A 24,638-nucleotide genomic window follows, 5' to 3' on the forward strand; every position below is an offset into this window, starting at 1 on the left:
TCCTTTGATATGTGTTGAAGGGAAGTCGGTAGGAGCATGGAGCTTGGCGCGTTGATGAATCTAAATTTTTAGCCTTTGCGTAGTTTGCCTGAAACGTGGGTAAGATACTTAGGTGCCGTTGTTCGTGATCCGATCTGGGTAAACTTTACTTCCGATTGGTGACGCGGTATAATATGTAGACGATTGAGCTTGTTGTATTGGATAACCTTGTACACATGCTCAGCCTACTGGAATGTCTTCCAGCAATCTGTACTATTTCGGTGATGTCTCCTGTGTTATGATTACTCATGTAGCAGACAGGAATGCCGAGTTTGAAAGAAGCATCTTTTTACCTTGGAGGAAAAAGATGTGCAGCACCTTTGCTCCGTATTCACGGATTAATCCTGGAGCCCTTCTTAATTTGAGGGGGCGTTTATGGATTCGACGGGGATAGTTCGAGCATGGGTAGCGGGTAGTGGGGACGCGTCCGCTTCATCAACGCTAAAGCCTATTAAACGGCAAACAACAAACAAACTACGCTTTCGCAGCCTAAGAAACTGTGTGCGTGCTTCTACCCTGCATCGCCCATGTGACAGGGATAGGGGCTAACTAGTAGTGGGATACGCTGTCACATCTCCGCCTGGGGTGTGCTGAAGAAGACAATCAGGCTGACCCAACGTATAGCCGGTTACGGGGCGATACTCGGGTGACATCAAAACTGTGACTACACCCGTAGAAGCTTATGTGCCGTTATCTTCGGACAGGGGTTCGACTCCCCTCGCCTCCATTAGAGTAAAAAACCATCAACCAGTAAATCTGGTTGGTGGTTTTTTAGTTTATGATATAATAAACAGAAATTTAGATTGGGGGACTCAGGATGTTTACAAATCGAAAACAACTCCAAGAAATTTTAAACAAAGCAAGTCAACATGCACGGAAACAAGCTAAAGAATCAGGCGCCTCTATTTATTATATAAAGAATAACAAACGCGTTCGTGAGGATGCTGCGGGTAATAAATTTGAAATTATATTTGATGCTACTGGGAAACGCCAGGAGTTTGAGTATCATGAGTGAAATCAGACCAGTCATGACGGTATTTGCTGGAACCAATGGAGCAGGGAAAAGTACACTCAGTATGCAAATGAGAGAGTGGCTTGGTGAACTGGTTGATCCGGATCAAATTGCAAGAGAGTTGAAGCCAGAGAATCCGCGCAGTGCTGACCTGTCTGCTGGCAGGGAAGCTGTGAAAAGAATCCGATCTCTCATTAAAAGTGGTGTAAACTTCGCTATTGAAACGACACTGTCCGGATCATTTGTTTTAAAACATATGGAAATTGCAAAAGAAAACAGTTACGAAATTGTCGTATACTATATCGGCCTTGAGGATGTGCAAATGCATATAGATCGTGTTGCCTCTCGTGTTGAACAAGGTGGACATTGGATTGCAGAAGAAGACATTCGTTATCGATATGGTCAGTCTTTGAAGAACCTTAAACCGGCTCTATCTATCGCAGATCGGGTTATCATCATTGATAATACATACGAGCCTTTAATTATTGCTGAAATCATACAGGGTGATTTGATCTATTGTGTTGAGTCCATACCTGCTTGGGCTAATCCTGTTCTTGTGGGTTACTGATACACGGGACATCACAACAGTGACTATACCCGTAGAAGCTTTTGTTCCGTTATCTTCGGACATGGGTTCGATACCCCCTCACCTCCATTAGAGTAAGCAAAATCCACCAACCATTGTTCTGGTTGGTGGATTTTTATTTTATGATATAATAACCTAAATTATATAAATGGAGGGAATCGAGGTATATGTAGGTCGAAAAGCTTTAAGAAAGTATATCAGGTACATTTAGGTTCTGAAACGTATATAGGTATCTATAGCCTGCTTTAACTAGACCAAATTATGATAATAGAAAATACATACGGGCCATCCATTGTTATGAGGATTTTTAATAGCTTGTTGATTCTATTTTGTGGAGCCTACGTTGATTTGTGCTCGAATTTAGTATTAAGAAATTAGATTAGGTAACATCCATACTGAGACTACTCCCCGCAGATCTTTGGAAGAGGCTTGACTCTCAGGGTCTATTTTATGAAAAACTAATTTTATAGTGTGTAACATTACATAGCACAATGTTGATTCTATAACAGAGTAAAGGAGTAGTTATTTTGGATCCGTACTTATATTTGTTTTTTCATGTTCTATCACATGCTCTTCTTGGGGCGGTAATTGCATACTGCTTTTTGCCAAGGGATACATGGAAAAATCTTATGATATGTTTATGTTCGGGTGCACTGTGTGGAATAATTCCTGATATTTTTGGGGATAGAAGTGTAGCTCCGTGGTCCCATTCTGTATTATTTACACCTTTTTTAGTTTTAGGAATAGCATATTTGACAAAATTATTCTATAAAAAGACAAGTTTCAAATTAATCTGGGGATCCTCTATTTTTTCTGTCTTGTTTGGACACTTATTTTTAGACTATATGGGACATGATTTACCAGCATTCTACCCCCTTAGCGATAAATCATATATTATGGAAGCCATTACATTGGGAGATCCATGGATATGGTTTCCGTTAATTATTGGTCTTGGATTGAGTGTTTTTTTGAGGGACAAGCCTAAATTACCCGTAGTTACTTCGATACTATTCATATTGGTATATTTAGTTTTTCAAATAATATCAAAAGAAATAATCGAGCACAAAGTTCAAGTTCAACACCCAGTTCCTGAAAAGTCATATATTATAGTGGAGCCCGATAGTCATTATGAATTTCCTTTAGATCCCAGAAAGTGGTTAGAGTTCAGGTTTCGAGTCATCAGTCCTCATTTCTCTAAAGGTGGTGATGCAGGTATACTGGGAGAGAAATCAGACAAACTATTCTGGTACGATTTTTATCCAGTAGCCTTTGAGATAAATTTATCAAGAGGAAAGTATGTTCCAATAAATTCACAGAATTCTAAAGTTTTCCTATCTGTTACTAAGGAATGGAAAGAAGCGGGTTCTAACTTTATTCAGGGAAAGTATGATGGAAACATTTTTACCTACAAAGAAACCACCAATGGTCAGTGGGAAGAAGTTATACCGCAATAGTTTTCTACAGTTTCTATCCACCATCAACCAGCGGTCTGGTTGGTGGTTTTTCTGTTTATGCTATAATCTTTGTAACATAAGTTGATGCTAGCCCGATATACTCTGTATCTCCCAAAGGAGGCCAAGAAGCATGAGCCAAACGCAGCAAGAGATTCGCGATTTTGTTGCAGGGATACAATCATATGTCTCGCCCGTAAATGTGATTAATCCTTGGAGAGATTATGTGACGGGCTATGATATCGGCCCCGAAGCGGTGGAGATTCGTTCTGAACATTTGGTCAGGTATTTGGAACCGAGAATGTCCAAGGCTCGGTATATTTTTATTGCTGAAGCTGTGGGATATCAAGGGGCGAGGTTCTCCGGCGTACCCTTGACGTCCGAGCGAATGGTTACCGGGAATCACTCACTGGTGAATCACCAGATGATTTTTGCAGGTGAGCCGGGTGTCCGAACAAGCCTGCCCAATATCGTCAAACCTAATCGGAGTCAGGCACTGTATGGTTTCACAGAGCCGACAGCATCTATTATATGGGGCGAAGTGTTATTCAGTTCCAGGTGGAAACCAACGGACTTTATATTTTGGAACATCTATCCCTTTCATCCTTATCAATCTTCTGAAAACAGGATGACGAATCGTACGCCGACTTTGGCAGAGTTGGAGGATGGTTTGCCGTTTGCCAGACAGCTTATGCAACTAAATCCTGATGCTCAGATCGTGGCTATTGGCAGAAAGTCAGCAGACACGTTAAGCTCCCATCTCATTAAACATCACCATGTTCCCCATCCTGCAAATGGAAGGGCAGTACAATTCCAAAAAGCAGTAAGGTCAATTATCTAGCCATTTTGAACTGGAGAAATGTAAGGCTGACATATGCACCTTATCGTTCAAGTGCTCGCACATAACGTAATGCCTATCCTATAAGATTGGTTGGTGAAGCTGAATGAATGAAAAATACTGGCTTGTGGTGCAATATCCACTGAAGAGCGCGCAGGGTAGCAAACGAGATCATTGGTTGAAGGAAAAGGTGATGGAATATCTGGAAACCGTTCTGACCCAGGCGGATTTGGGGGAGGTGGATGGATGTGATCTGGGTAGCCGTGTGGCTGATCCAAAGCAATATGTAATGAACATTTTCTGTGTGGTAACGGACGAGGATCGGAGCATAGCGCTAGTTAAAAAAGTGCTGAGGGAGAGTCGGTTGGATTACACCCGCATCCAAATCGCTACGATGCCATATGGCACAGAAGGAAGCTACACGCTGAAATATGCCTCCAAAAAAGGCGTTACCGAATTCTCGCTTTGATCACGATTCGCTGTTTCTTACCATAACGAACTCTGTACTTGTCCTGCCCATGGGCAGTTTGCCTCCGACACTTTCCCCACTTAAATTCATCATACGAGAAAACGATGATTGGACTTCCCAACCTTAACCACTCGATCAACACACTGCCATTAGTAAGAATGATGCCCGTAGATATTGTAATCTTGCTCAAAAGTATGTGCATATCAAGTAGACGTGTATCATCGTCTTTTGTGTATTCAGACCCTCCGCTTCTCCCCCGCTTCACTCTCCATCCGGCACAAACCACAACTTATTATCTGTACCTCCAGCATTTATAAAGCAGTACTCCTTGCGGCTCCAATTACTGGGGCCCTACCCGTAGCATTCACAACAATCAGATCCCCAAATCTCATTCTATTTCACTCAGTCAAACTATCCCCAAGCGATAAAAAGAATTGAGCCTGCTCCATACACAGTCCTATAATATACAATTGTATAAAATCCGAGAGAGTGGTGGATATCACAACAGGTCATCCGATCACAACCGATAAACCCATCACACATCGGAACCAAAGGAGGTCACATTGAATCAAAGAGCAAACGATGCAACATCAGATGAAGGAGCAGTAACAGAGGGAGATGAAAAATAGAAGTGAAAGCAACGACCCAATCAGATATTGAGACCGATGCAGAAGTAAACGCAAATACACAAGCGAACACCAGTGCAATGAAGAAGAATTGGGCTCCCCGTTTCAAAGAGTTTATTCGACGCAAGCCCAAGACGCTGGCTTTTAAAATCCCGTTTGCCTACTTTGTCATTATTCTGCTAACGGTGGCGTTCAGTGCGTTGGTGTTGAATCGAATCTCGGAAAATGACGCGCAGCGAAAGATTAATGAAGCATCACTGCAGACAATCACATCCATTGAGACCAATGTTAATCTGATGATCGGGAACGTGAACAATTATTCGAAGATGATTTTCTCCGATCCCAACTTGCAGAACCTACTGCGGCAGGGCAATGTGTACTCCAATTTACAGACACAGTCCAAGGTCAGCGCGTATTTGACCAATCTCATGCAAGCGGTTCCAATTATTGATTCAGTCTATATTTATGATAATTCGGGTCACCGATTCTCTGTCGGTACACAGGAATGGCCCACGTTTATGGAAGCGAATGTGAAGGAAGCGCCGTGGTACGAACAGGCTTTGAAGCACAACGGACGATATCTTCTCAGGCTGAATGGTGGCAACAACGATAGCGGAGTCTCGGCGACGGGGGAGAATGATGGGCAAGAGGTGGTCTCATTTATTCGCCTCATTCGCGATTTGGATGATACGTCTCCACTTGGCTTTCTGGTCATGAACATCAAGGGGGCATCCATTGCTCAAGCCTATGCCAACCTATCTGCACCGGATTCATTTCAGGTCGCCATTCTGGATGAGCATCAGCGGGTGATCGCAACGAACGCAACCGATGGAAAGAAGGCTGTGCCTGCTGTATCCGACTCATCCATGTCTGCCGCTTCTGTACAGGGAGGGATGTACGAGATGTTAGAGGCTAATCAGGCCAAGTTAAAACAAACATTTCAAGAGCAGCCCTCCGGCTTCATCACTTTACATTCACGTGGACAGGAATATGCGGTGACCTATCGTTCGGCTGGTGATGATCAGTGGAAATTCATCAGCATGAGTCCATACCAGGCTACAGATACCCGTAATAAATCCATGGTGTTGCTTGCGTTGATTCTACTGGCAGTGAACGGGACGGTCTTTTTTGTCAGTTCATTCATCATCTCGCGCAGCGTCATTAAGCCGATTCACAAGTTGCTTCGTTCCATGCAGAAAGCACCAAGCGGCAATTTCCGCAAAGTGACGGTTGAGCTGAACAGCTACGAATTCGCACAGCTATATGGAGGATACAACCAGATGATTGAGCAGATTGACCAGATGCTGAAGTGCATCATTCAGGAGCAGCAGACGATCCGCCGAGCAGAGCTGAATACACTTCAGGCGCAGATCAAGCCGCATTTTCTATACAACACACTGGATTCTATTACCTCTCTGGCGATGTCGGGCATGAACGATAAGGTATGTGAGCTGTTAGAAGCGCTTGGAAGTTACTATCGGCTGAGTGTCAGCAAAGGCCGTGAACTAATTACACTGCACGAGGAGGTTGAGATTGTACGCAATTATCTGACGATCCAACAGGTGCGATACCCCGGTGTATTTGAGGTGCAATACGATATTGATTCAGATTGTGAGCGAGTGATGATTCCCAAGCTTGTACTCCAGCCGCTGGTGGAAAATTCACTGTATCATGGCATTCGTCCCAAAGGCAGCCCGGGCACGATACGCATTCAAGCTCGTCGATCCAAGGAAGGGGTGCTTCTAACGATTACTGACGACGGAGTCGGTATGTCCGAGGAAGAGATACAGCAGGTTCAACGCAAAGAAATAAACAGTTCTAACCGTTCTGACTCAACTAACTCATCTAACCCCTCTAATTCAACTAATATTTCCAATCTTTCTAATCCTACCTTTAACTCTAAACACAATCCAAGCTTTGGTTTGTGGGGGACGATGGAGCGGCTTCGCATTTTTTATGACAAAGAAGATGGACTCAAGCTGCATAGCGAGGTTGGAAAAGGAACAACCATTATCATAACGATCCCGAAGGGAGCCGATGAATCATGGAATTAACTATCGAACCATTAAAGGTATTGATTGTGGATGACGAGTACCTCATCCGAAATCTGCTGCGTATGCGTATCGATTGGAAGCAGCAAGGTATGACCATTATTGGCGAGGCCTCCGATGCTGAAGAGGCTTTGGAGCAGGTTGAGCTGCTGCGTCCAGACATCGTGTTCACGGACATATACATGCCCAAGATGGGCGGCATTGAACTGAGCGGCATTCTCATGGAGCGTTACCCGAACATAAAAATCGTGGTTGTGACGGGACATGATGAATTTGAGTATGCTCGTCAGAGTGTGAAGCTGGGCATATCCGATTTTATTTTGAAACCCATTCGTGCTTCTGAGTTATTACAGGTTACGGCGAAGCTACGAGCGGCAATCGAGCAGGAGATGGGGCGTGAGTACGAGCTGATGAAGCTGCGGGAGGAGATGAAGCAGAGCCTGCCTTATCTCAGGGAGAGGTTTGTGAATCAATGGTTAAGTGACGTGATACCTGAGCATGAACTACAAGAGAAGGCGCATTTCTTCGGCATTCCCATCTCTTCAGGTAAACCAGGGTTGCGCATTGCAGTAATGGAGGTTGAGGTTGCTGTACCGCAAGCGAAGATAGATGCACCAGAGGTATATCCACATTTGTCCGAGACATCTCATCAAGTTCATGAAGCTCATCAAGCCCGTCAACCACACCAACTCAGCCAAGTTCAAGGAGCGCCTCAACACGGTCAGCCCCAATTAAGCCAGCATCAGACAGAAGCCCATCCACAAACCGTTGAGGAAATACATATTCTGCTGCGAATGGTAGGCATGAAGCAGGTGCAGGCTTTTTATCCGGAGGATTCACAAACCATTATCGTTATGGACCCGCATAACCGAATCGTTGTACTCTCGCTTGGTGTGGATACGGAATTTGCCAATCAGGTACAGCAGCTTCAGGAAGAACTTCAACAGACGCTTAAGCTCGAAGGGTGCGAAGTGGATGTGACTGTAGGGATTGGGCAATGGCAATCAAGATGGGGAAAGGCTTGTGTGGGCTACCGGGAAGCTTGTCGTGCACTCGATTATCAAGCGTTTGTGGGGAAAAATCAGGTCATTTGCTTCGAAGATCTGGTCATCGAAGGCGGAAAAAATCCCTACCACTCGGATGCTCAATTGCTCCAACAACTGCAATTTTACGTCAGTGTTGGTGCGCGGGAAGAAGCGGTATTATTGCTGGAGCGAATGCTGTCTGTGCCATTCTCGGACGTTTCACAGTTTCGGGTGGCGGCCTTGGATGTGGTTACGGAGTGCCAGCGTGCTGCCATAGAGCAGCAGCTTGAGGGAGAGCACGCATTGAACAAAGAGGCCGTTGCGGTCATTTTTACAGCAGGTCATCTGCCTGAACTAAAAAGTATGCTGGAGCAGCATGTCCGCACCGTATCGGATGTCATACAAGCCAAGCGACAGGCCAAGGAGGGCAATCTGATCGACCGGGTGATGGCTTATCTTGAAGAGAACATGGGCAATGCGGAAGTGGGGCTTTCCAGCACCGCGGCTGCTTTTTACGTAAGTTCGGGCCATCTGGGGCGGCTGATGAAAAAAGAAACCGGGCAGACATTTGTGGAATATATGACACAGCTTCGTATGAGAAAGGCCGAAACGCTGCTGAAGCAGACCGATTTAAAGGGGTATGAGATCGGGCAGCAGGTAGGCATCCCGGACCCGCATTATTTCAGCGTCTTGTTCAAAAAACATATGGGTCGGTCAATGAATGAATATCGGAATGTAAAAACCTGAAAAACGAGAATGCAAAAATGGGGAGTGTGGGGGAGTGCAGAGAAGGTTTGAGCGTAAACCCACTTCCAGTTCCAATTCCACATATGTTCGAATATTACAAATCGATGCCTGTTTTCTAAATGGAGAACAACGCACAGTTCGCCTAAAATATGGGCTAGAACCAACTAAAACACATAGGGAGGTCCATAGAGATGAAAGCGCTATTAAAAAAATCAGCAAGTCTAATTCTGACTCTGGGAATTGTAAGCAGTCTCGCGGCATGTTCATCCGGTTCGTCCGGTGGTGCACAGGGGGAAAGCGATGGCAAGATCAAGCTGACGCTGTGGGATCAATCGGTCGGCAATACCGATCCTTCGGCCAAGCTGCTGCCCGAGATTGTTGAGAAATGGAACAGCGAGCATCCGGACATCCAGGTTGAACGTACGGGCACGACAGGAGAACAGTACAAAACCAAAGTCAAAACATCGATTGCAGCTGGTGAAGCACCAGACCTGTTCTATGGCATGGGTGGTGGCAGCTTCATGCAGCCGTACATCAAATCCGGTAATGTGCTGGAAATCTCAAGTTACCTGACGGACGATATCAAAGAACGAATGGGTCCGGGTATGGCGGAGGCCATCAATATGGACGGCAAAATCTACACATTGCCCGTGTATACCCATATCGCCAACCTTTACGTGAATACGGAATTGTTCGAGCAGGCGGGTGCCAAGATTCCGACCACATATAACGAACTGCTGGATGCAGTCACCAAGCTGAAAGCGGCAGAAATTACCCCGGCTGTGATTGGAGAGAAGGACCGCTGGCCGGGCATGTACTGGTACGACATTATTGCGATGCGTCAGGCAGGCAATGCTGCGGTGATGGAAGCCTTTAAAGATCCGTCAAAGTGGGATTCGCCCGATTTTGTTGCCGCTGCGACCAAAATGCAACAGCTTGCACAAGCAGGAGCGTTCAACAGCAGCATGTTCAGCATGAGCTATGACGAGATGCTTGGGGCATTTAATGCAGGCAACGGGGCGATGATGTTCCAGGCCAACTGGGTGAATGCAGGCATTGGGGACCCGTCCTCCGCAGTCAAAGGCAAAGTGAAAGTGATTCCGTTCCCGGTGTTTGAGGATGGCAAAGGCACAAATAACGAAATCTTCGGCGGTGCCGCCGATGGTTTCTACATCAACCAGAATACCAAACATCCGAAGGAAGCCGTGGAATTCCTCATGTATCTGAGTGAGCAGCTTGGTACGCAAGGTTTCCTGGCTGGAGCGGGTCTGCCAAGCTGGAAAACCGATGCACTCGACACATCCAGCCTGTCCTCCCTTGATCTGTCTGCGGCAGATATTATGAAAACGGCGACCTCATTCATCGCGTGGTGGGATAACATTCTGCCTGCGGAGTCTGCCGAAGCGCATAAAAACCTGATTGCCCAGCTGCTTGCCGGCGATGTAACACCGGAGGAGTTCTGCAAACAGATGGCACAGCTCAAACCAACAGAGCTAAGTCTATAGAAAACAGATAGGCAGGTATACGTGCGTGCAAGCTTACATGCTTAAATGCTTACAGGCCTTAGGTCCTTACACTAGAAGTCTTTGCAAATTGCCTGTGAATATCTTGTGCATAGACCTTGTGAGCTTGCAATGCTACCGCTTCCAATCATGAAGATGAACCCAAACAAGGCGTGGTCCGGAATATCCCGGTCACGCCTTTGAGAGGAGAACAACTATGAACTCTGTATTTTCCAATAAAGGCACGATAGCCGTCTTCGTACTACCGACACTGCTTCTGTTCTGCGGCATTGTGCTTATTCCGATCTTTGTCTCCAGTTATTACAGTCTGCTGGACTGGAACGGCGTAGGCAGGGGTAAATTTATCGGCCTGGACAACTATGTAGAGATGTTTAAGGATACCCGTGTGCTGAATTCGATCAAAAACTCTCTCTTATTCGCGGGTGCTTCGGTGTTCATTCAACTGCCGATCTCGTTGGTGCTCGCACTGATTCTGGCGTCCAACGTCAAGGGGGAAGGCTTCTACCGGACCGTGTATTTCATTCCGGTGTTGATCTCAACGGTGGTTATTGCCCAGTTGTGGTCAAAAATCTACAATGCCGACTATGGCCTGCTGAACGTGCTGCTGCAAAGTATCGGCTTATCCAGCCTGGCACAGGATTGGCTGGGGCAGAAGGACACCGCCCTGGCAGCATCGTTTATTCCGACCTTGTGGCAGTACGTAGGGTATCACATGCTGCTGATGTATGCAGGTGCGAAGTCCGTGTCTCAGGATGTGCTTGAAGCTGCTCGAATGGATGGTGCTTCCCGTATTCGCACGGCGTGGTCCATCATGATCCCGCTGATGAAGCCAATTCTGAAGGTAAGCCTTGTTTTTTCCGTCATCGGCGCATTCAAGGTGTTTGACCTGATCTATGTGCTAACGGGCGGCGGACCGTTCTACACCACTGAAGTGCCAAGCACGCTGATGTACGCTACCATTTTTGATACGTTCCGGTACGGATATGGCAGTGCGATCTCGGTCTTTATCATTGTGGAGTGTCTGGTGTGTACGATCCTCATTAATTCATTGTTCAAAACGGAGTAGAGGGAGGTGAAAGGCATGAGTACCGTAGAAGTCATGTTGCAAAAAAATCCCAAGAGGAGGTCCATCTCCGGACCGATCGGGAAAGTGTTCCTGCAAGCGTTTCTGATCCTCGTTGCGATTGTGCAGATCTACCCGCTCATCTGGCTGGCGCTGTTTTCCCTGAAGGATAACAGTGAGATTTTCAGCGGTGATGTAGCCGGGTTGCCCAAAGCGTTCCTATGGAGCAATTACACCAAAGCAATGTCCGACGGCCATGTGCTGACCTATTTTATGAATAGTGTGCTGGTTACTGCGGCCTCCATTGTCTTGGTGCTGATCCTGTCCTCCATGACGGGATACGCAATCACAAGAATGAATTGGAAGCTCAGCGGGTTGACGATGACGATTATTTTGCTGGGCATGATGGTGCCGATTCATGCGGCGCTGCTGCCATTGTTTATTATTTTGAAGAATCTGGGCCTGCTCAACAGTTACTGGTCTCTGATCATTCCCTATGTGGCATTTGGCATTCCGATGGCTGTATTCATTCTGGGCAGTTTTTTCAAAGGTATCCCAAGAGAGATGGAGGAGTCGGCGGTTATCGACGGCTGCGGCATATACCGGACATTTTTCTCTATTATTCTGCCTCTGGTAACCCCGGCTATATCAACGGTAGCCATCTTCACATTTCTATCATGCTGGAATGAGCTGATGTTTGCAGTTACGTTTATCAATAACACGGCTTACCAGACGTTGACGGTGGGCATGATGTCGATGGTGGGAACGTACATTACGCAATGGGGTATCATTGGTGCGGGACTGATGATTACGACGGTGCCAACGGTGGTCATCTATCTGCTGCTGAACAAACAGGTGCAGAAGAGTATGATCGCAGGTGCGGTCAAAGGTTAGCTGGAGGCTGGACTGGGGAGCGTAAGAAGGGGCTTGCTGCTCGCTCACTGTACTCTCTTTCTGGTAGATATCGGCTTGATTCCGGACTTCGCAAGGAGTAATCTCTGGACTAGACTGGAGCCTGTGGACATGGAATAATAAGGGGGTAAGTAGCCAGGCAGTTGCAGAGAGGGGTCATTATTTATGGTCAATATCGCGATGGTAGAGCAGGAGTCTGTTCGGGAAAAGGTTGTGGCGTTCACGTTTGATGATGGGCCGCATCCGGTGTATACACCTCAAGTGCTTGAGATTTTCCGGCGTGCCGGTGGGCAGGCGACGTTTTTCATGATTGGCCAAGAGATGGAGAACCACCCGGAGATTGCGGCGGAGGTGCACCGTGAAGGGCATGAGATCGCCAACCATACATACACGCATCCGGACCTGACCAAGTTGACGCTGAAGGAAGCCGGGGTGGAGCTGCAACGCTCAGAAAATCTTGTTCAAGAAGTTACGGGGCAACCTGCCCGCTGCTTCCGCCCGCCGTATTTTGGCGTAAACGATGATATACTGTCTCTGGCGGCGGAGCGTGGATATCGCACGATTGGTGCGGTCAACGGTGATGCGAAAGATTGGGATAATCCCGGCGTTGAGCATATCGTGGAGCATACCCGGTCTGCGGTAAAACCTGGCAGCGTGCTGATATTCCATGACGGGTATGGAGACCGTTCCCAGACAGTGGAGGCGGTTCGTATGCTGGTGGAGGAACTGGTGGGGGAAGGGTACCGTTTGGTTACGGTGAGTGATTTGTTAGACATTTCTAGTGAGCATGATGAAAAGACGACATAATCAAGTGGACCCATCATTCTTTGAATGACTGGGTCCTTTTTATATATAATTTATATAGGAAGAACGGAGCGGAAGCACAAACTTTGCTTGCCCTCTCAAACTACTTTATAATAATAGGCTAAACTAGATTATGTCAGGAGGAAACAATGGACTTTATCAGAAATCAACTAGAAGAACTCGGCATGAGTGGACCTTCCATTGGATACCTTTCGAATGTGATTATGGTTATTTTTATAGCGGTGATCTCCGTACTGGCGAATGTGATTGCCAAGCGAGTGGTACTGAAGACGGTGCATCGTATCGTAAGTAACAACCGTTTCAAGTGGGGCCATATTGTGGTTCAAAAAAATTTATTTCAGAAACTGTCGCATCTTGTGCCAGCCATTATAATCTATTATTCTGCTTATATCTTTCCATCCTATCAGGCATTGATTGAAAAGGCTGCGATGACATACATGATCGTTATCATGATCACAGTGCTCAACGCGCTGCTCAATGTGTTTGATGACATCTATCGTACCTATGATGTCTCCAAGATCAGACCGATTAAGGGATACATTCAAGTCGCGAAAATTGTGCTATACATCATTGGTGGCATTGTCGTCATCTCGAACATGATCGGACAGAATCCGTTGATTATTCTCAGTGGACTTGGTGCGTTATCGGCTGTACTGATGCTGGTGTTCAAGGATTCCATATTGGGTCTGGTGGCCGGCGTTCAACTATCTTCGAATGATATGGTGCGCGTAGGTGACTGGATTGAAATGCCGAAATATAATGCAGACGGTGACGTGATCGACATTACACTGAACACGGTAAAGGTTATGAATTTTGATAAGACCATTACGATGATTCCGAGCTACGCCCTGATTTCCGATTCCTTCAGGAACTGGAGAAGTATGCAGGTATCCGGCGGCAGAAGGATTAAGCGAAGCGTCTATATTGATATTAGCAGTATCCGTTTTTGTACCGAGGAGATGGTGGCAGAGTTTGAGAAGATTCACTACCTGACTGAGTATGTCACAGCAAAAACAAAAGAAATTCATGCATACAACATGGAACATCAGGTGAATACAGAAAGCAATGTGAACGGAAGACAGCTCACGAATGTGGGTGTGTTCAGGGAATATATCCATCAATATTTGAGAAATCATCCAAAAATTCATAAGGATATGACGCTCATTGTCAGACAGCTGGCACCGGGAGATAACGGGCTGCCTCTGGAGATCTATGCTTTTAGCAATGATACTGCCTGGGGAGTGTATGAATCAATCCAAGCGGATATCTTTGATCATATCTTTGCGGTTGCTTCGACATTTGGGCTTCGGGCGTTCCAGAATCCAACCGGACATGATATTGTGCAACTGAAAGAGGATAAGCAATATGCACGAGAGTATTGAGAGAGGTATTACACACTACTCTGATCCTCTAAGAAATACGGCCACCGCTAGGTGGTCTTTTTTGTGTTTCTCATGTTTTAAAATGATACAAACTACTTCGGAAAGGGTCAGTATGAGATTTAAGATCACACCCCTTTTTTAACATAAAATATAAAAAAATAAAAAAATATTTTCGGTACAGTACAACGAAGATAAATTTATAGCATCTGGAAGTATAAAAGCGTATCACCGCTTAAAAACAAGTTCAGTTTATACAGTTTTTTCTGTATGTACGCAACAAACGCTTTTTATTGTTTGAGATCGGTTTCATTATTTGTTATCATAACGGAGTTGATTGAGCGACTGTCGTATTATGTCTAAGAATGTCTACATTTCTGCAGAATGTAACGCTAGTATCTAAACAACACGAGGATCACAGAGGGGAAGATTTATTATGAAGGCAATGAAAAAATGGATGATGGTTGCAAGTTTAGCTGCGGTATTCACACTAGGTGCATGTTCCTCCAATGCTGCTACAGTTGGAGACACCTCGAGTGTCGGGGAGCAGGTTAATTATAAGATTACAGGAACAGACCCAGGTGCGGGTCTAATGAGACTGACAGCTCAGGCAATGAAGGATTATGAGTTATCAGATTGGACGTTGATGGAAAGTTCAGCAGCAGGTATGACAGCCCAGTTGGATCGATCGTATAAAAATAAAGAACCGATTGTCTTTGTTGCTTGGTCTCCGCACTGGATGTTTAATACCTATGACCTGAAGTATCTGGATGATCCGAAGATGACATATGGTGAACCTGAAGAGATTCATTCGATTGCGCGCCTTGGACTTCAGAAGGACCACCCGGTTGCCTATGAATTCCTGGATCGTTTTAACTGGACGTCGGAAGATATGGGTGAAGTGATGGTAGACATACAGAATGGAATGGAACCGGAAACCGCTTCGGCCAAGTGGGTGGATGGACATGAAGATAAAGTTCAGGAATGGACTGAAGGACTGAAACCCGTCAATGGAGATCCGTTCACCTTGAGTTATGTAGCTTGGGACTCGGAGCTTGCCAGTACTAATGTCGTCCGTTATGTGCTCGAAGAGAAGCTGGGGTACAAAGCCAAAGCGTTGCAAGTGGAGATCGGACCGATGTGGCTCGGTGTTGCCAACGGCGATGTGGATGCGATTGTAGCTGCATGGCTACCAGTGACACATTCAGATTATTGGGAGCAATATGGTGACAGACTGGATGATCTGGGCGCTAATATGGTTAATGTAAAATCTGGATTGGCTGTTCCCTCCTATATGGAAGATGTGAACTCAATCGAAGATTTGCAGTCTTAAGTTCCCATCGATGTTACTTCATGAAAAGAAAGAGTATATCTTTGTCCCGAGGACACTACGAATGGAATTGAGATACGTGGCGGTCACCATAATTGGTGGCCGTTTTTACATATACACCCACTTTCTAAAATTCGTTACTTGGACGTAATAATATGCAAACAATAGCGAAGTAGAGTTGAAGTATAGACATCTAGACATCCGTACGGAATTAACGTCAGCCTTTACAAGTGATGTGATCATCAAGCTGGCTCCGTTTAATGATCAGGGTAAAACCAAAACAAGCAAAGGTGGTAAAGAAGAGCATACACCTGCGAATAATACGCGCACGTATGAGGAAACATTCAAATCATATGTCGCCAAGAATCCTGATAAATGACTGCTACCCGACCATGTCTCTACCCTTGGGGAAGCAAGAGGCAAGATCGTATTGCTGAGAAGATTCGATATGACATTCGCTCAGTACAGGACTATATGAACCCGAAAGTAAATACATTCTTACGACCAATACCAAAGGCTGTTTTGGCATTTCGGTTATGGATTTCATCGAGAGAGTACATCAGCCAAAAATATTGCAATCAATTTCTAATGTAAGATATATCGTGTGTGATGTGAGGCTCTATATTATAAGACACTGGTTCTTTGTGACAGGTGTCTTTTTTTACATTTATAAGGAACCTAGCAATAGTTGTGCGATTTGATTCAAGCATATACAAGGGGTTAAGATAATTCGAGAGGGTAAATTTTTCTCCAGATAAGGGTAGAAGATCATATTTCACAAAGGGGAGTTCTTACATGAATCATCACATTCCGGAGTATACATTGAACGATGGCTTGAAAGTACCTGCAATTGGATTTGGTACCTATAGTTTAAAAGGTGAAGAAGGCGTTAAATCGATCGCGTCGGCAATGGATGCGGGTTATCGATTAATTGATACGGCGTATAACTATGAGAATGAGGCAACGGTGGGCAGGGCAATCAAGCAAAGCTCCATCGCCAGAGAGGATCTGCTTATTTCCTCGAAGTTGCCGGGGCGTTATCACGCTCATGATAAAGCACTTGTGGCGATCCAGGAATCCCTGTACAGAGCGGATCTGGATTATTATGACCTGTATCTGATTCACTGGCCCAATCCGAAGAAGGACATGTATGTCGAGGCATGGCAAGCGCTGATCGAAGCCAAAAAGCGTGGATATATCCGATCCATTGGAGTGAGTAACTTTCTTCCTGAACACAATGAACGGCTGATCAAGGAAACGGGCATAGCACCGAGTCTGAATCAGATTGAGCTGCATCCATTCTTCGACCAAGCCGATCAGCGTGAACAAGATACGAAGCATGGCATCGTGAACGAATCCTGGAGTCCGATTGGACGTGGCAATGATGCCGTACAGGATATTCTCAAGGATGAGAACATTCTTCGAATCGCGGAAACGCATGGCAAAACGCCAACCCAGATCATTCTGCGCTGGCATGTTCAGCTGGGTTCCATTCCAATTCCGAAAGCCGGCTCCTTGCAGCATCAGCAGGAAAATATCGATATATTCGATTTTGAGTTGAGCACAGAAGAGATGCAGGTCATCTCTGCATTTAATCGTCCGGATGGACGGTTGTGGGATCAGGACCCAAGCGAATACGAAGAATTTTAAAGAACGACAAATGAAGGGCTGCTCCCATGTCAGATATGACAGGAGGCAGCCCTTTATTGTTGAAGCATAGTAAGCATTGTTGCAGTTTTCCATGTTACGTAAGTTCTGTTTAGTGTCCGGCAGGGATACGGAAGGTCAGAATCTCATACGGTTTGATATCAAAAGTAATTCGACCATTTTCCACAGCGCATTCCGCTTCGTTGTTCTCGAGCAAATCACAGGCGTACGCCGTAGCACCTGCTCCCTCAGGCAATTGCAGAGAAGCACGGCTGCGACGGCCGTATGCTTCATAAAGACGGATGATCATATCATCGTTGTTCTCGGCTTTTTTGATAACCTCCAGCACAACATTATCCTGATCGACCGATGCAAGTGACCATGTTCCCGGCAACGTACCGGTTTGCGATGCAATCTCACGGGCAACCAGCGGACGATTGAGATCATAAGCGGCTTGGATGACACGTCCTTCACGGAAGTCGCCCTGATGCGGATAGAGCGCGTAGGTGAATACGTGCTGCTCTTTGTCGGCATTTTCATTCGGGTACGTTGCGCTCTTGATCAGTGACAGTCGCATCACCGAGTTATGAATATCATATCCGTATTTGCAGTCGTTCAGCAGAGCAGCACCGTACCCGTTCTCCGCCAGATCGGCCCACTTCTGCCCGCATACTTCAAACCGGGCTTGATCCCAGCTCGTATTACGGTGGGTAGCACGCTCAACGTTGCCGTACTGGATTTCGTAGACTGCTTTCTCACTCCAGATATCGAGCGGGAAGGCGGCTTTCAGCAGCAAATGCTCCTGCTTCCAGTCCACAAACGTACGGAAATCAATCCGGCGTGTATGCACGTAGAAGATGATTGTCTGCTCAATGATCGAGTCCAGGAACTGTCGCTTCAATTGAAGCACGGAACGTACTGGCCCACTTTCAACCCACTCCAGCGACTGCAGGTCGTTAATCTCCCACATATGCTGTTCATAATAGTCGTCAATGTTCCATGCCTCGTATTCCGCAGGTCGATCCTCGAACACTTGCAGCACGTTACCACGCTTGCCAGACTGAAGCAGCTCACGGCCCTCCAGCTTGTCCCATACGGATGTGAACTCGGCACTTTCATTCAGGTGAATATCGTACCAAGGTGTATGGATGTGGCGCCGATCTGCTTCCCACTGTGCAACCGAAACTCCCGCGACAAGCTCGTCTGTTAGATCTGGTGTGATTCGGAAAGATTTATACCCGGAAGCAGGCACGTTCTCTGCAAGGAACACGAGGCCTCCCTCGGGAGTCCGCTGGCTTGGTACAGGGCGATCTCCATCATAGATGGTTACTTTTCTCGCAAAAGCAGGCAGTTCAACCACATCCGTCCGTAAGAATCCGGTGGTGTTAAATACCACAATGGCTTCGCCATCAGATGTAATTCGGCTTGCAATGCCGTTCAGCGCACTGTCTTTCAGCTCATCCGTGACACGCAGAACTTCTTCATATTGCTCCTTGGAATCCACATATACCTGCTCAATGGAGCTGCCCGGCAGAATATCATGGAACTGGTTCAGCATCGTAAGCTTCCATGCATGCTCCAGTGCATCGGTTGGATAGGCCGCCTGTGCATTCGCCTGACGATGAATCATGGCATACAGCTCGGCATCGGCCAGCGCAAATTCGCTATGACGGTTGTACCGTTTGTTACGCGCCATGGACGTGTAGGTACCCCGGTGATACTCCAGATACAGCTCACCCGACCAGCGAGGAACGGAAGGAACATCCGCGAGATTTTGCTCCAGCTTCTCGAAAAACTCGCGTACAAAGGTACGTTTCACTGCGGGTACACCCGGCAATCCAACATCAAGTCGTCTGCCATGCTCCAGCATCTCCTCGGTTGGTCCGCCGCCGCCATCCCCGAATCCGAAACATTGCAGGACATCTGCATTGATGTTTTTGTTCTGGTATCGCTGCCACGTGCCTTTCACTTGCGAAGCATTAAATCGTCCATTATAGGTCGTTTCGAAGCGGCGCTGCCTGAAATCAGGATGTTTGTCATAGTCTGTTGCTGTGATGAAATGGGTCAGGACCTCTGATCCGTCGATTCCTCGCCAGTACATCGTGTCGTTTGGAATCTGATTTGTATCATTCCAGGCAATTTTGGTTGTCATAAAATAATCAATGCCGCTCTTACGCATAATCTGCGGCATCGCTGCACTATAACCAAATACATCCGGCAACCAGAGGACACGGTTCTCCACGCCGAATTCTTCCTTGAAGAAACGTTTCCCGTATATAATCTGACGGATCATGGATTCACCCGAGATCAGGTTACAATCGGCCTCCAGCCACATTGAGCCTTCCGCTTCCCAGCGGCCTTCGGCCACCTTTTCCTTAATTTTCTCATATAGGGATGGGTAGTCTGCTTTCAGGTATGCATACAGCTGGGGCTGAGAGGACATGAACGTGTATTCTGGGAACTTGTCCATCAAGTAGAGTACACTCGCAAAGCTGCGAATGACCTTCTCCCGAGTCTGATCCAGCGTCCACAGCCATGCCACATCGATATGCGTGTGTCCGATACAGTGCACGGTAGGGATTTGATCACCGGCAGGGCGGATATTACCATAGACATGATCTTGCAGATATCGGCGCGCTTCCAGCACCGACGCATGGAATTCTGCGCTGTTTTCCTGGCGCAAATCTAGCAAATTCACGGCTTTATTCAGATGTTCGACTAACTTCAGCCGCTCCAGATCATCCTCACGCAGCAGATCCGCAGCATCCAGCGCAGCCTTGAGATCATAATACAAATCGGAGACTTGCTGATGATGCTCAGCGATATATACATTTAGAAAAACATCCGCTGCAGACGTACTGCAATACGCGTATAATGCCAGCTCAAACTCTTCGCCCTTCACTGCGGATGGAGTCAAGTCAATCTCCGTATGGTTAACATCCAGACCGCAGATCAATTCCCCATTGAGGAATGCCAGAAATTGCGGATTATCGTAATTCCAGATATCATCAGCACCGGTAACGATGGCACACACGACCTTTTTTCCTTCCATCTGATCTGGGATTTGAATGCGGGTTTTGAAGCAGCTGTGTACATCTTTGCCACCCCAGCCATCACCCTTACGGAATACGTTCCAGGAGGAAGGGTCCTCATGCACCAGTTCCCAGGAGTGGTATCCACTTTCTTTATGATAAAGCTCAGGTAGATATGTCTTTGAGGTTAGTCGTGCACGTTCCAAGTGTTTAACAATGGTATGGATTCGAGTATATAAGGAATTCATTTTCATGTTGGTATCCCACCTTGGTTTGTAGTAAGTACAGGCTGTAGTCATTGTTGGAGCGATAATACTGCAAGCGCTAACATATCAACTCTATCATAACAAAAGAGAAATGGGCGAAACTACGTATTGTATGCTGAAAATAACGTCTTTTTATTGCATTTCATGCTAAAATAAAATCATTAGAATCAGGATAGGGGGCATGTCCATGACACCATCGGTTTTGGCATACGAGCAGGGATATGCGATCCATGTGAACCAGCCTGGAGATTCGCTTTTTTATCATCTGGATTATGACGAACGCTCCCATGAACTGAATATGGAATTTCAGCATTTCCATGATTTCTATGAAATCTGTATTCTTCTGGATCGAACAGCTGCGCACATCATTGAAGGCAGTTTATATGAGATCCAGCCTCTGGATATCGTTCTGCTGCGGCCTTCATTGCTGCATAAAACGCAATATCCGAAGGGTGCCCCGCCGAAACGATTGATGATCACCTTTGCCATGCCACGTAATACACCTGGTCTTGAGAGCGGTTACACGGAGCTGTTCTCGATCTTTAATAAACCGGTCCCGATATTCCGATTTACAGAAGAAAGACGCAAGGAAGTCCTCGCGCCGATCAATGATATTTTTGCTATATCGCAGCAGTCTTCTGTCCTTCAATCGGTTATGATTCATAGCAAGTTCGTGGAGTTTCTCTGTGCCCTTCATCGGTACTCGGCAGAGAATGGATATGTGCGTGAAGAGACAGGATCATCGATGTCCCGACGCATGTATGCCATTGCCTCTTATATTCACAGCCATTATCAGCAGGATTTATCTTTGGATGAGGTGTCCAGGCGGTTTTATGTAAGTGCCCACCACTTGTCCCGCCAATTCAACAGGGTCACTGGTTTTACCTTCACGGAGTATGTGCAGATGACCCGTATTCGAAATGCCCAGCAATTGCTGCTGAATTCGAGTGAAAAAATTACAGATATTGCTGCACAGTGTGGATTCACAAGCTTCTCCCAGTTCAATCGTATCTTCAACAAACAGAACGGAATGTCCCCAAGTGCCTATCGCCGGGGCAGACCTTCAGCGAACGTAAGATGATGCTTGCGGGCGAGACCCGAGTGACTTGAACACCTAGATGAGATGTACGAGGGTAGTGATGGACAGGTCTAAAGTGCTACTTAAGTGGTTATTTTCTGGGCAGAAGCCTTGCATAACATGAATAGATAAGGATATGACGGGTATGTTGATGTATCAGTATACTCATGATTCTGCCAAGGATAATCCTCCATCATTCATCCGATATACTTTATCGCAATATTCAAGCATACGCTCATCATGGGTAACCATAATGGCTGCTTTTTGGCGTGATTTTACCTCGTGTGCAATTAGACTGACCACTTCATGTGCTCGTTTGGTATCTAAACTTGCTGTCGGTTCATCCGCCAAAATGATGTTGGGATTATTCATTAAAGCACGAGCTATTGCTGTCCGTTGTTTCTCACCACCGGATAACTCTTCGGGGAAACTTTTTAACTTCAAACCCAGCCCCAGTTCTTCCAGCAGTTTGGTGGCAAATTCCTTATCCTGCTTTCCAACCTTGCCAGACATTCTTTTTACCACAAGCAATTGATCAAGAACATTTAAATAGGGAACCAAATTCGAAGATTGCATAATAAACCCAATTTCTTGCAACCTAATATTAGACAGTTCTTTCTCAGTAAGTGCAGAGATGTTATTCCCATTTAGTTGAACCTCTCCTTCAGAGGCTTTAAGCATTGCTCCAGCAACAGATAAGAACGTACTTTTACCAGAACCGGAAGGTCCAACCACAGCAACAAATTCTCCCGGCTCTACTGATATGGATACATGATCGAGTGCAGTAATTTGATTGTTTCCTTCGGCATAATACATGGTGACTTCATTCATGTGCAATCCCTTAACCATTATTCAACCCTCCCGAGCGCCTTGAGCGGATCAATCTTTGTAATTTTACGAACAGAAACCATCGAACTTAACATAGCGATAATGAGCAGGATAACAGAATATGTGACAACAAGACTGGTTTCCAGCTTGAATGGCATACCTTTTGGCATGATCGCTGCTGTTCCATAGGTCAGCAAGATTCCAATAACAATGCTAGTCAGTGAAAGTACAAACACTTGAGAGATAATGGTTTTTCCCAAGAATCGGTTACTGGCACCGATCGCTTTCATAATGCCGAACTGATTGGTCTTTTGCATCGTGATCACATAAAAGAATACCCCAAGCACAAATGCGGAGATCGCAAGCAAAAATGCAAGCATCATTAGAATCGTACCGTTCTCTTCTTTGTACCCTGGCATACCTTGAACGGCTGCCGCTCGGGTAACCGTATCCGTACCTGATAGCATGTTATTAATTACATTTGGCTCGATATCCTTGCCTTGTAACATGATCGCATTCACGGGTCCTGTAACTCCTTTATCCGAACCTGGAGCCGCAAAGGTAATCTGCCACCATTCATCCATTGGAGTAAATACGGATGCGACGTGGTTATAGGTCTGATTCTCCACATATCCGATAATTGTCAATGATTCCGTCGTTCCATCCAGTTGAAACGTGTCCCCAATTTGATAGCCCTCATCTTTCATGGTTGAATTCACCACGACACCCGTAGGGTTCTCGGAAGACAGGCTTTCACCTTCTACAATAGCTGGTTCCAAAAAGCTTCCTGGGTCAATTCCTATAATCGCTATATCTACCTTATCTTCATTCTTGGTGTTATTCTCTTTCAGTGCTGTTGCCATCGTACTTCCCATGGGTGCAGCAGCATCCACATTTGGCAGCTTTTCTGCCTCAGCAACCAATTGATCTGACAGCAGTGACTTGCTCATTGAAGACTGTGACCCTTCTTCAAAGATGACATAATCAGCCTTCATGGTCTTGAATGTTGAGGCAGCTAGCGTAGATAAACCATTCCCCAGACCGGATAAAATAAAGACTAACCAAGCCATTAGTACGAAAATAATTATAATCATTAAAAATTTCATTTTACTATGCATTAATTCCTTCATAGCTAAAAACATGTTCTGTTCAACTCCTTCTTTCGTTTTTATTGACACATGTGTCAAATTAGAGGTGTAGCCACGTGGTTTATATAATTAAACGATATAAATGACACATGTGTCAAATTTAATCCAAGAATAAATCTAGCTCTTGGCTCCCCCAACCCACATTTGAAACAACAGCTTCCCCCAATCAGGCGTAGGGATATTTAGCATATTAGGCGTATTAATTAAGTTAAAAAAAACACCAATAAGTACAGGTAGAGGAATATCTTGTCGCAGGGCTTGATCCTGCTGAGCGCGTTCAAACAAGCGTGATAATTGAATTTTAAGAGTCATATGTGCTTTCTCAATAAATTCAATATCTCTCGCTGCTGCGGAAGAATTAGTCGTATTAATTTTACTAGCATCTCCCAAAAGTTGATGGAGCGTAGATTCTTCTGCGTAAATGAGGAGCAATTGTTCGAGAGCATCCATTGGATCTGTCTCATCAATGGCTAATGAATTCTCTAATACGGTTGATATGGAGCGCTTCATACAAGCAGCAACAATCTCTTCTTTATTAGAGTAATATTGATATATCGTGCTCCGGGCTCCAGACAGATGCTGTGAGAGCAGCTTGAGATGAAAACCGTCGTAGCCATGCTCAAGTATTAACTTTTTTGTTGTGTCCAGTAGCTCTGTCTCAGTGAAAGATTGTTTTCTTCCCATAAAATCTCTTCCTTTTTATCGTTTAAAATCTATGTGTTAATTTCACGCGATCGATGAGTGTTGTTAACGAAGAAGTACT

At 45.7% G+C, this 24,638-nt stretch carries 20 protein-coding genes and 1 other RNA gene; 17 read left to right on the top strand and 4 right to left on the bottom strand.

The features are described 5' to 3' along the window. The first annotated feature begins 404 nt into the window (after positions 1-404). The 16 genes from ssrA to MKY92_RS01035 all read left to right on the top strand — a co-directional run bounded on the left by ssrA (position 405) and on the right by MKY92_RS01035 (position 17,526). Positions 405-769: a transfer-messenger RNA gene (gene ssrA, locus MKY92_RS00960) on the top strand. A gap of 87 nt (positions 770-856) precedes the next feature. Continuing rightward, positions 857-1,054, top strand: coding sequence for a hypothetical protein (locus tag MKY92_RS00965; protein WP_036674733.1), 198 nt, complete (start codon positions 857-859; stop codon positions 1,052-1,054). Continuing rightward, positions 1,047-1,619 (top strand): zeta toxin family protein, encoded by a 573-nt coding sequence (locus MKY92_RS00970; RefSeq protein WP_339298777.1) that lies wholly within the window; start codon positions 1,047-1,049, stop codon positions 1,617-1,619. The genes MKY92_RS00965 and MKY92_RS00970 overlap by 8 nt, the downstream gene beginning before the upstream one ends. Before the next feature lie 545 nt (positions 1,620-2,164). Beyond that, positions 2,165-3,091: a metal-dependent hydrolase gene (locus MKY92_RS00975; protein WP_339298778.1), complete on the top strand. Its 927-nt coding sequence runs from the start codon at positions 2,165-2,167 to the stop codon at positions 3,089-3,091. Between the two features lie 130 nt (positions 3,092-3,221). Further along, positions 3,222-3,929 (top strand): uracil-DNA glycosylase, encoded by a 708-nt coding sequence (locus tag MKY92_RS00980; RefSeq protein ID WP_339298779.1) that lies wholly within the window; start codon positions 3,222-3,224, stop codon positions 3,927-3,929. Between the two features lie 103 nt (positions 3,930-4,032). After that, entirely contained in the window at positions 4,033-4,395 is a 363-nt protein-coding gene (locus MKY92_RS00985; protein ID WP_339298780.1) for a hypothetical protein, read from the top strand. A 631-nt stretch (positions 4,396-5,026) separates the two neighbouring features. Then, the gene (locus MKY92_RS00990; RefSeq protein WP_339298781.1) at positions 5,027-7,075 is read left to right on the top strand and encodes a sensor histidine kinase; all 2,049 of its coding nucleotides are present in this window, start codon (positions 5,027-5,029) and stop codon (positions 7,073-7,075) included. After that, the gene (locus tag MKY92_RS00995) at positions 7,066-8,844 is read left to right on the top strand and encodes a response regulator (RefSeq protein WP_339298782.1); all 1,779 of its coding nucleotides are present in this window, start codon (positions 7,066-7,068) and stop codon (positions 8,842-8,844) included. Before MKY92_RS00990 ends, MKY92_RS00995 begins: the two co-directional genes overlap by 10 nt. 191 nt (positions 8,845-9,035) lie before the next feature. Continuing rightward, complete coding sequence (locus MKY92_RS01000; protein ID WP_339298783.1) at positions 9,036-10,349, top strand: extracellular solute-binding protein; 1,314 nt, start codon at positions 9,036-9,038, stop codon at positions 10,347-10,349. Positions 10,350-10,563: 214 nt separating this feature from the next. After that, positions 10,564-11,433, top strand: a complete 870-nt coding sequence (locus tag MKY92_RS01005; RefSeq protein ID WP_339298784.1) for a sugar ABC transporter permease — start codon at positions 10,564-10,566, stop codon at positions 11,431-11,433. Positions 11,434-11,448: 15 nt separating this feature from the next. Next, the gene (locus MKY92_RS01010) at positions 11,449-12,324 is read left to right on the top strand and encodes a carbohydrate ABC transporter permease (RefSeq protein WP_339298785.1); all 876 of its coding nucleotides are present in this window, start codon (positions 11,449-11,451) and stop codon (positions 12,322-12,324) included. A 183-nt stretch (positions 12,325-12,507) separates the two neighbouring features. Next, positions 12,508-13,149 (top strand): polysaccharide deacetylase family protein, encoded by a 642-nt coding sequence (locus MKY92_RS01015; RefSeq protein ID WP_339298786.1) that lies wholly within the window; start codon positions 12,508-12,510, stop codon positions 13,147-13,149. A 146-nt stretch (positions 13,150-13,295) separates the two neighbouring features. After that, positions 13,296-14,549 (top strand): mechanosensitive ion channel domain-containing protein, encoded by a 1,254-nt coding sequence (locus MKY92_RS01020; protein WP_339298787.1) that lies wholly within the window; start codon positions 13,296-13,298, stop codon positions 14,547-14,549. Between the two features lie 433 nt (positions 14,550-14,982). After that, positions 14,983-15,879: a glycine betaine ABC transporter substrate-binding protein gene (locus tag MKY92_RS01025; protein WP_339298788.1), complete on the top strand. Its 897-nt coding sequence runs from the start codon at positions 14,983-14,985 to the stop codon at positions 15,877-15,879. Between the two features lie 175 nt (positions 15,880-16,054). Next, complete coding sequence (locus tag MKY92_RS01030) at positions 16,055-16,255, top strand: hypothetical protein (RefSeq protein WP_339298789.1); 201 nt, start codon at positions 16,055-16,057, stop codon at positions 16,253-16,255. Positions 16,256-16,671: 416 nt separating this feature from the next. Beyond that, complete coding sequence (locus MKY92_RS01035) at positions 16,672-17,526, top strand: aldo/keto reductase (protein ID WP_339298790.1); 855 nt, start codon at positions 16,672-16,674, stop codon at positions 17,524-17,526. A gap of 109 nt (positions 17,527-17,635) precedes the next feature. Here the strand turns inward: MKY92_RS01035 and MKY92_RS01040 are convergent, their stop codons facing one another. Then, positions 17,636-20,809, bottom strand: a complete 3,174-nt coding sequence (locus MKY92_RS01040) for an alpha-mannosidase (protein ID WP_339298791.1) — start codon at positions 20,807-20,809, stop codon at positions 17,636-17,638. A gap of 199 nt (positions 20,810-21,008) precedes the next feature. On the opposite strand from MKY92_RS01040, the gene MKY92_RS01045 reads away from it, so the two are divergent. Beyond that, on the top strand, positions 21,009-21,902 hold the full coding sequence (locus MKY92_RS01045; RefSeq protein ID WP_339298792.1) for an AraC family transcriptional regulator: 894 nt from the start codon (positions 21,009-21,011) through the stop codon (positions 21,900-21,902). 162 nt (positions 21,903-22,064) lie between these two features. Here the strand turns inward: MKY92_RS01045 and MKY92_RS01050 are convergent, their stop codons facing one another. The 3 genes from MKY92_RS01050 to MKY92_RS01060 form a co-directional block, all read right to left on the bottom strand. Beyond that, the gene (locus MKY92_RS01050) at positions 22,065-22,748 is read right to left on the bottom strand and encodes an ABC transporter ATP-binding protein (protein ID WP_339298793.1); all 684 of its coding nucleotides are present in this window, start codon (positions 22,746-22,748) and stop codon (positions 22,065-22,067) included. Further along, complete coding sequence (locus tag MKY92_RS01055; protein ID WP_339298794.1) at positions 22,748-23,869, bottom strand: ABC transporter permease; 1,122 nt, start codon at positions 23,867-23,869, stop codon at positions 22,748-22,750. The genes MKY92_RS01050 and MKY92_RS01055 overlap by 1 nt, the downstream gene beginning before the upstream one ends. 123 nt (positions 23,870-23,992) lie before the next feature. Further along, positions 23,993-24,559, bottom strand: a complete 567-nt coding sequence (locus tag MKY92_RS01060; RefSeq protein WP_076210202.1) for a TetR/AcrR family transcriptional regulator — start codon at positions 24,557-24,559, stop codon at positions 23,993-23,995. Positions 24,560-24,638 lie beyond the last annotated feature (79 nt).

It is taken from the genome of Paenibacillus sp. FSL R5-0623 (assembly GCF_037974265.1).
Classification (GTDB): domain Bacteria; phylum Bacillota; class Bacilli; order Paenibacillales; family Paenibacillaceae; genus Paenibacillus.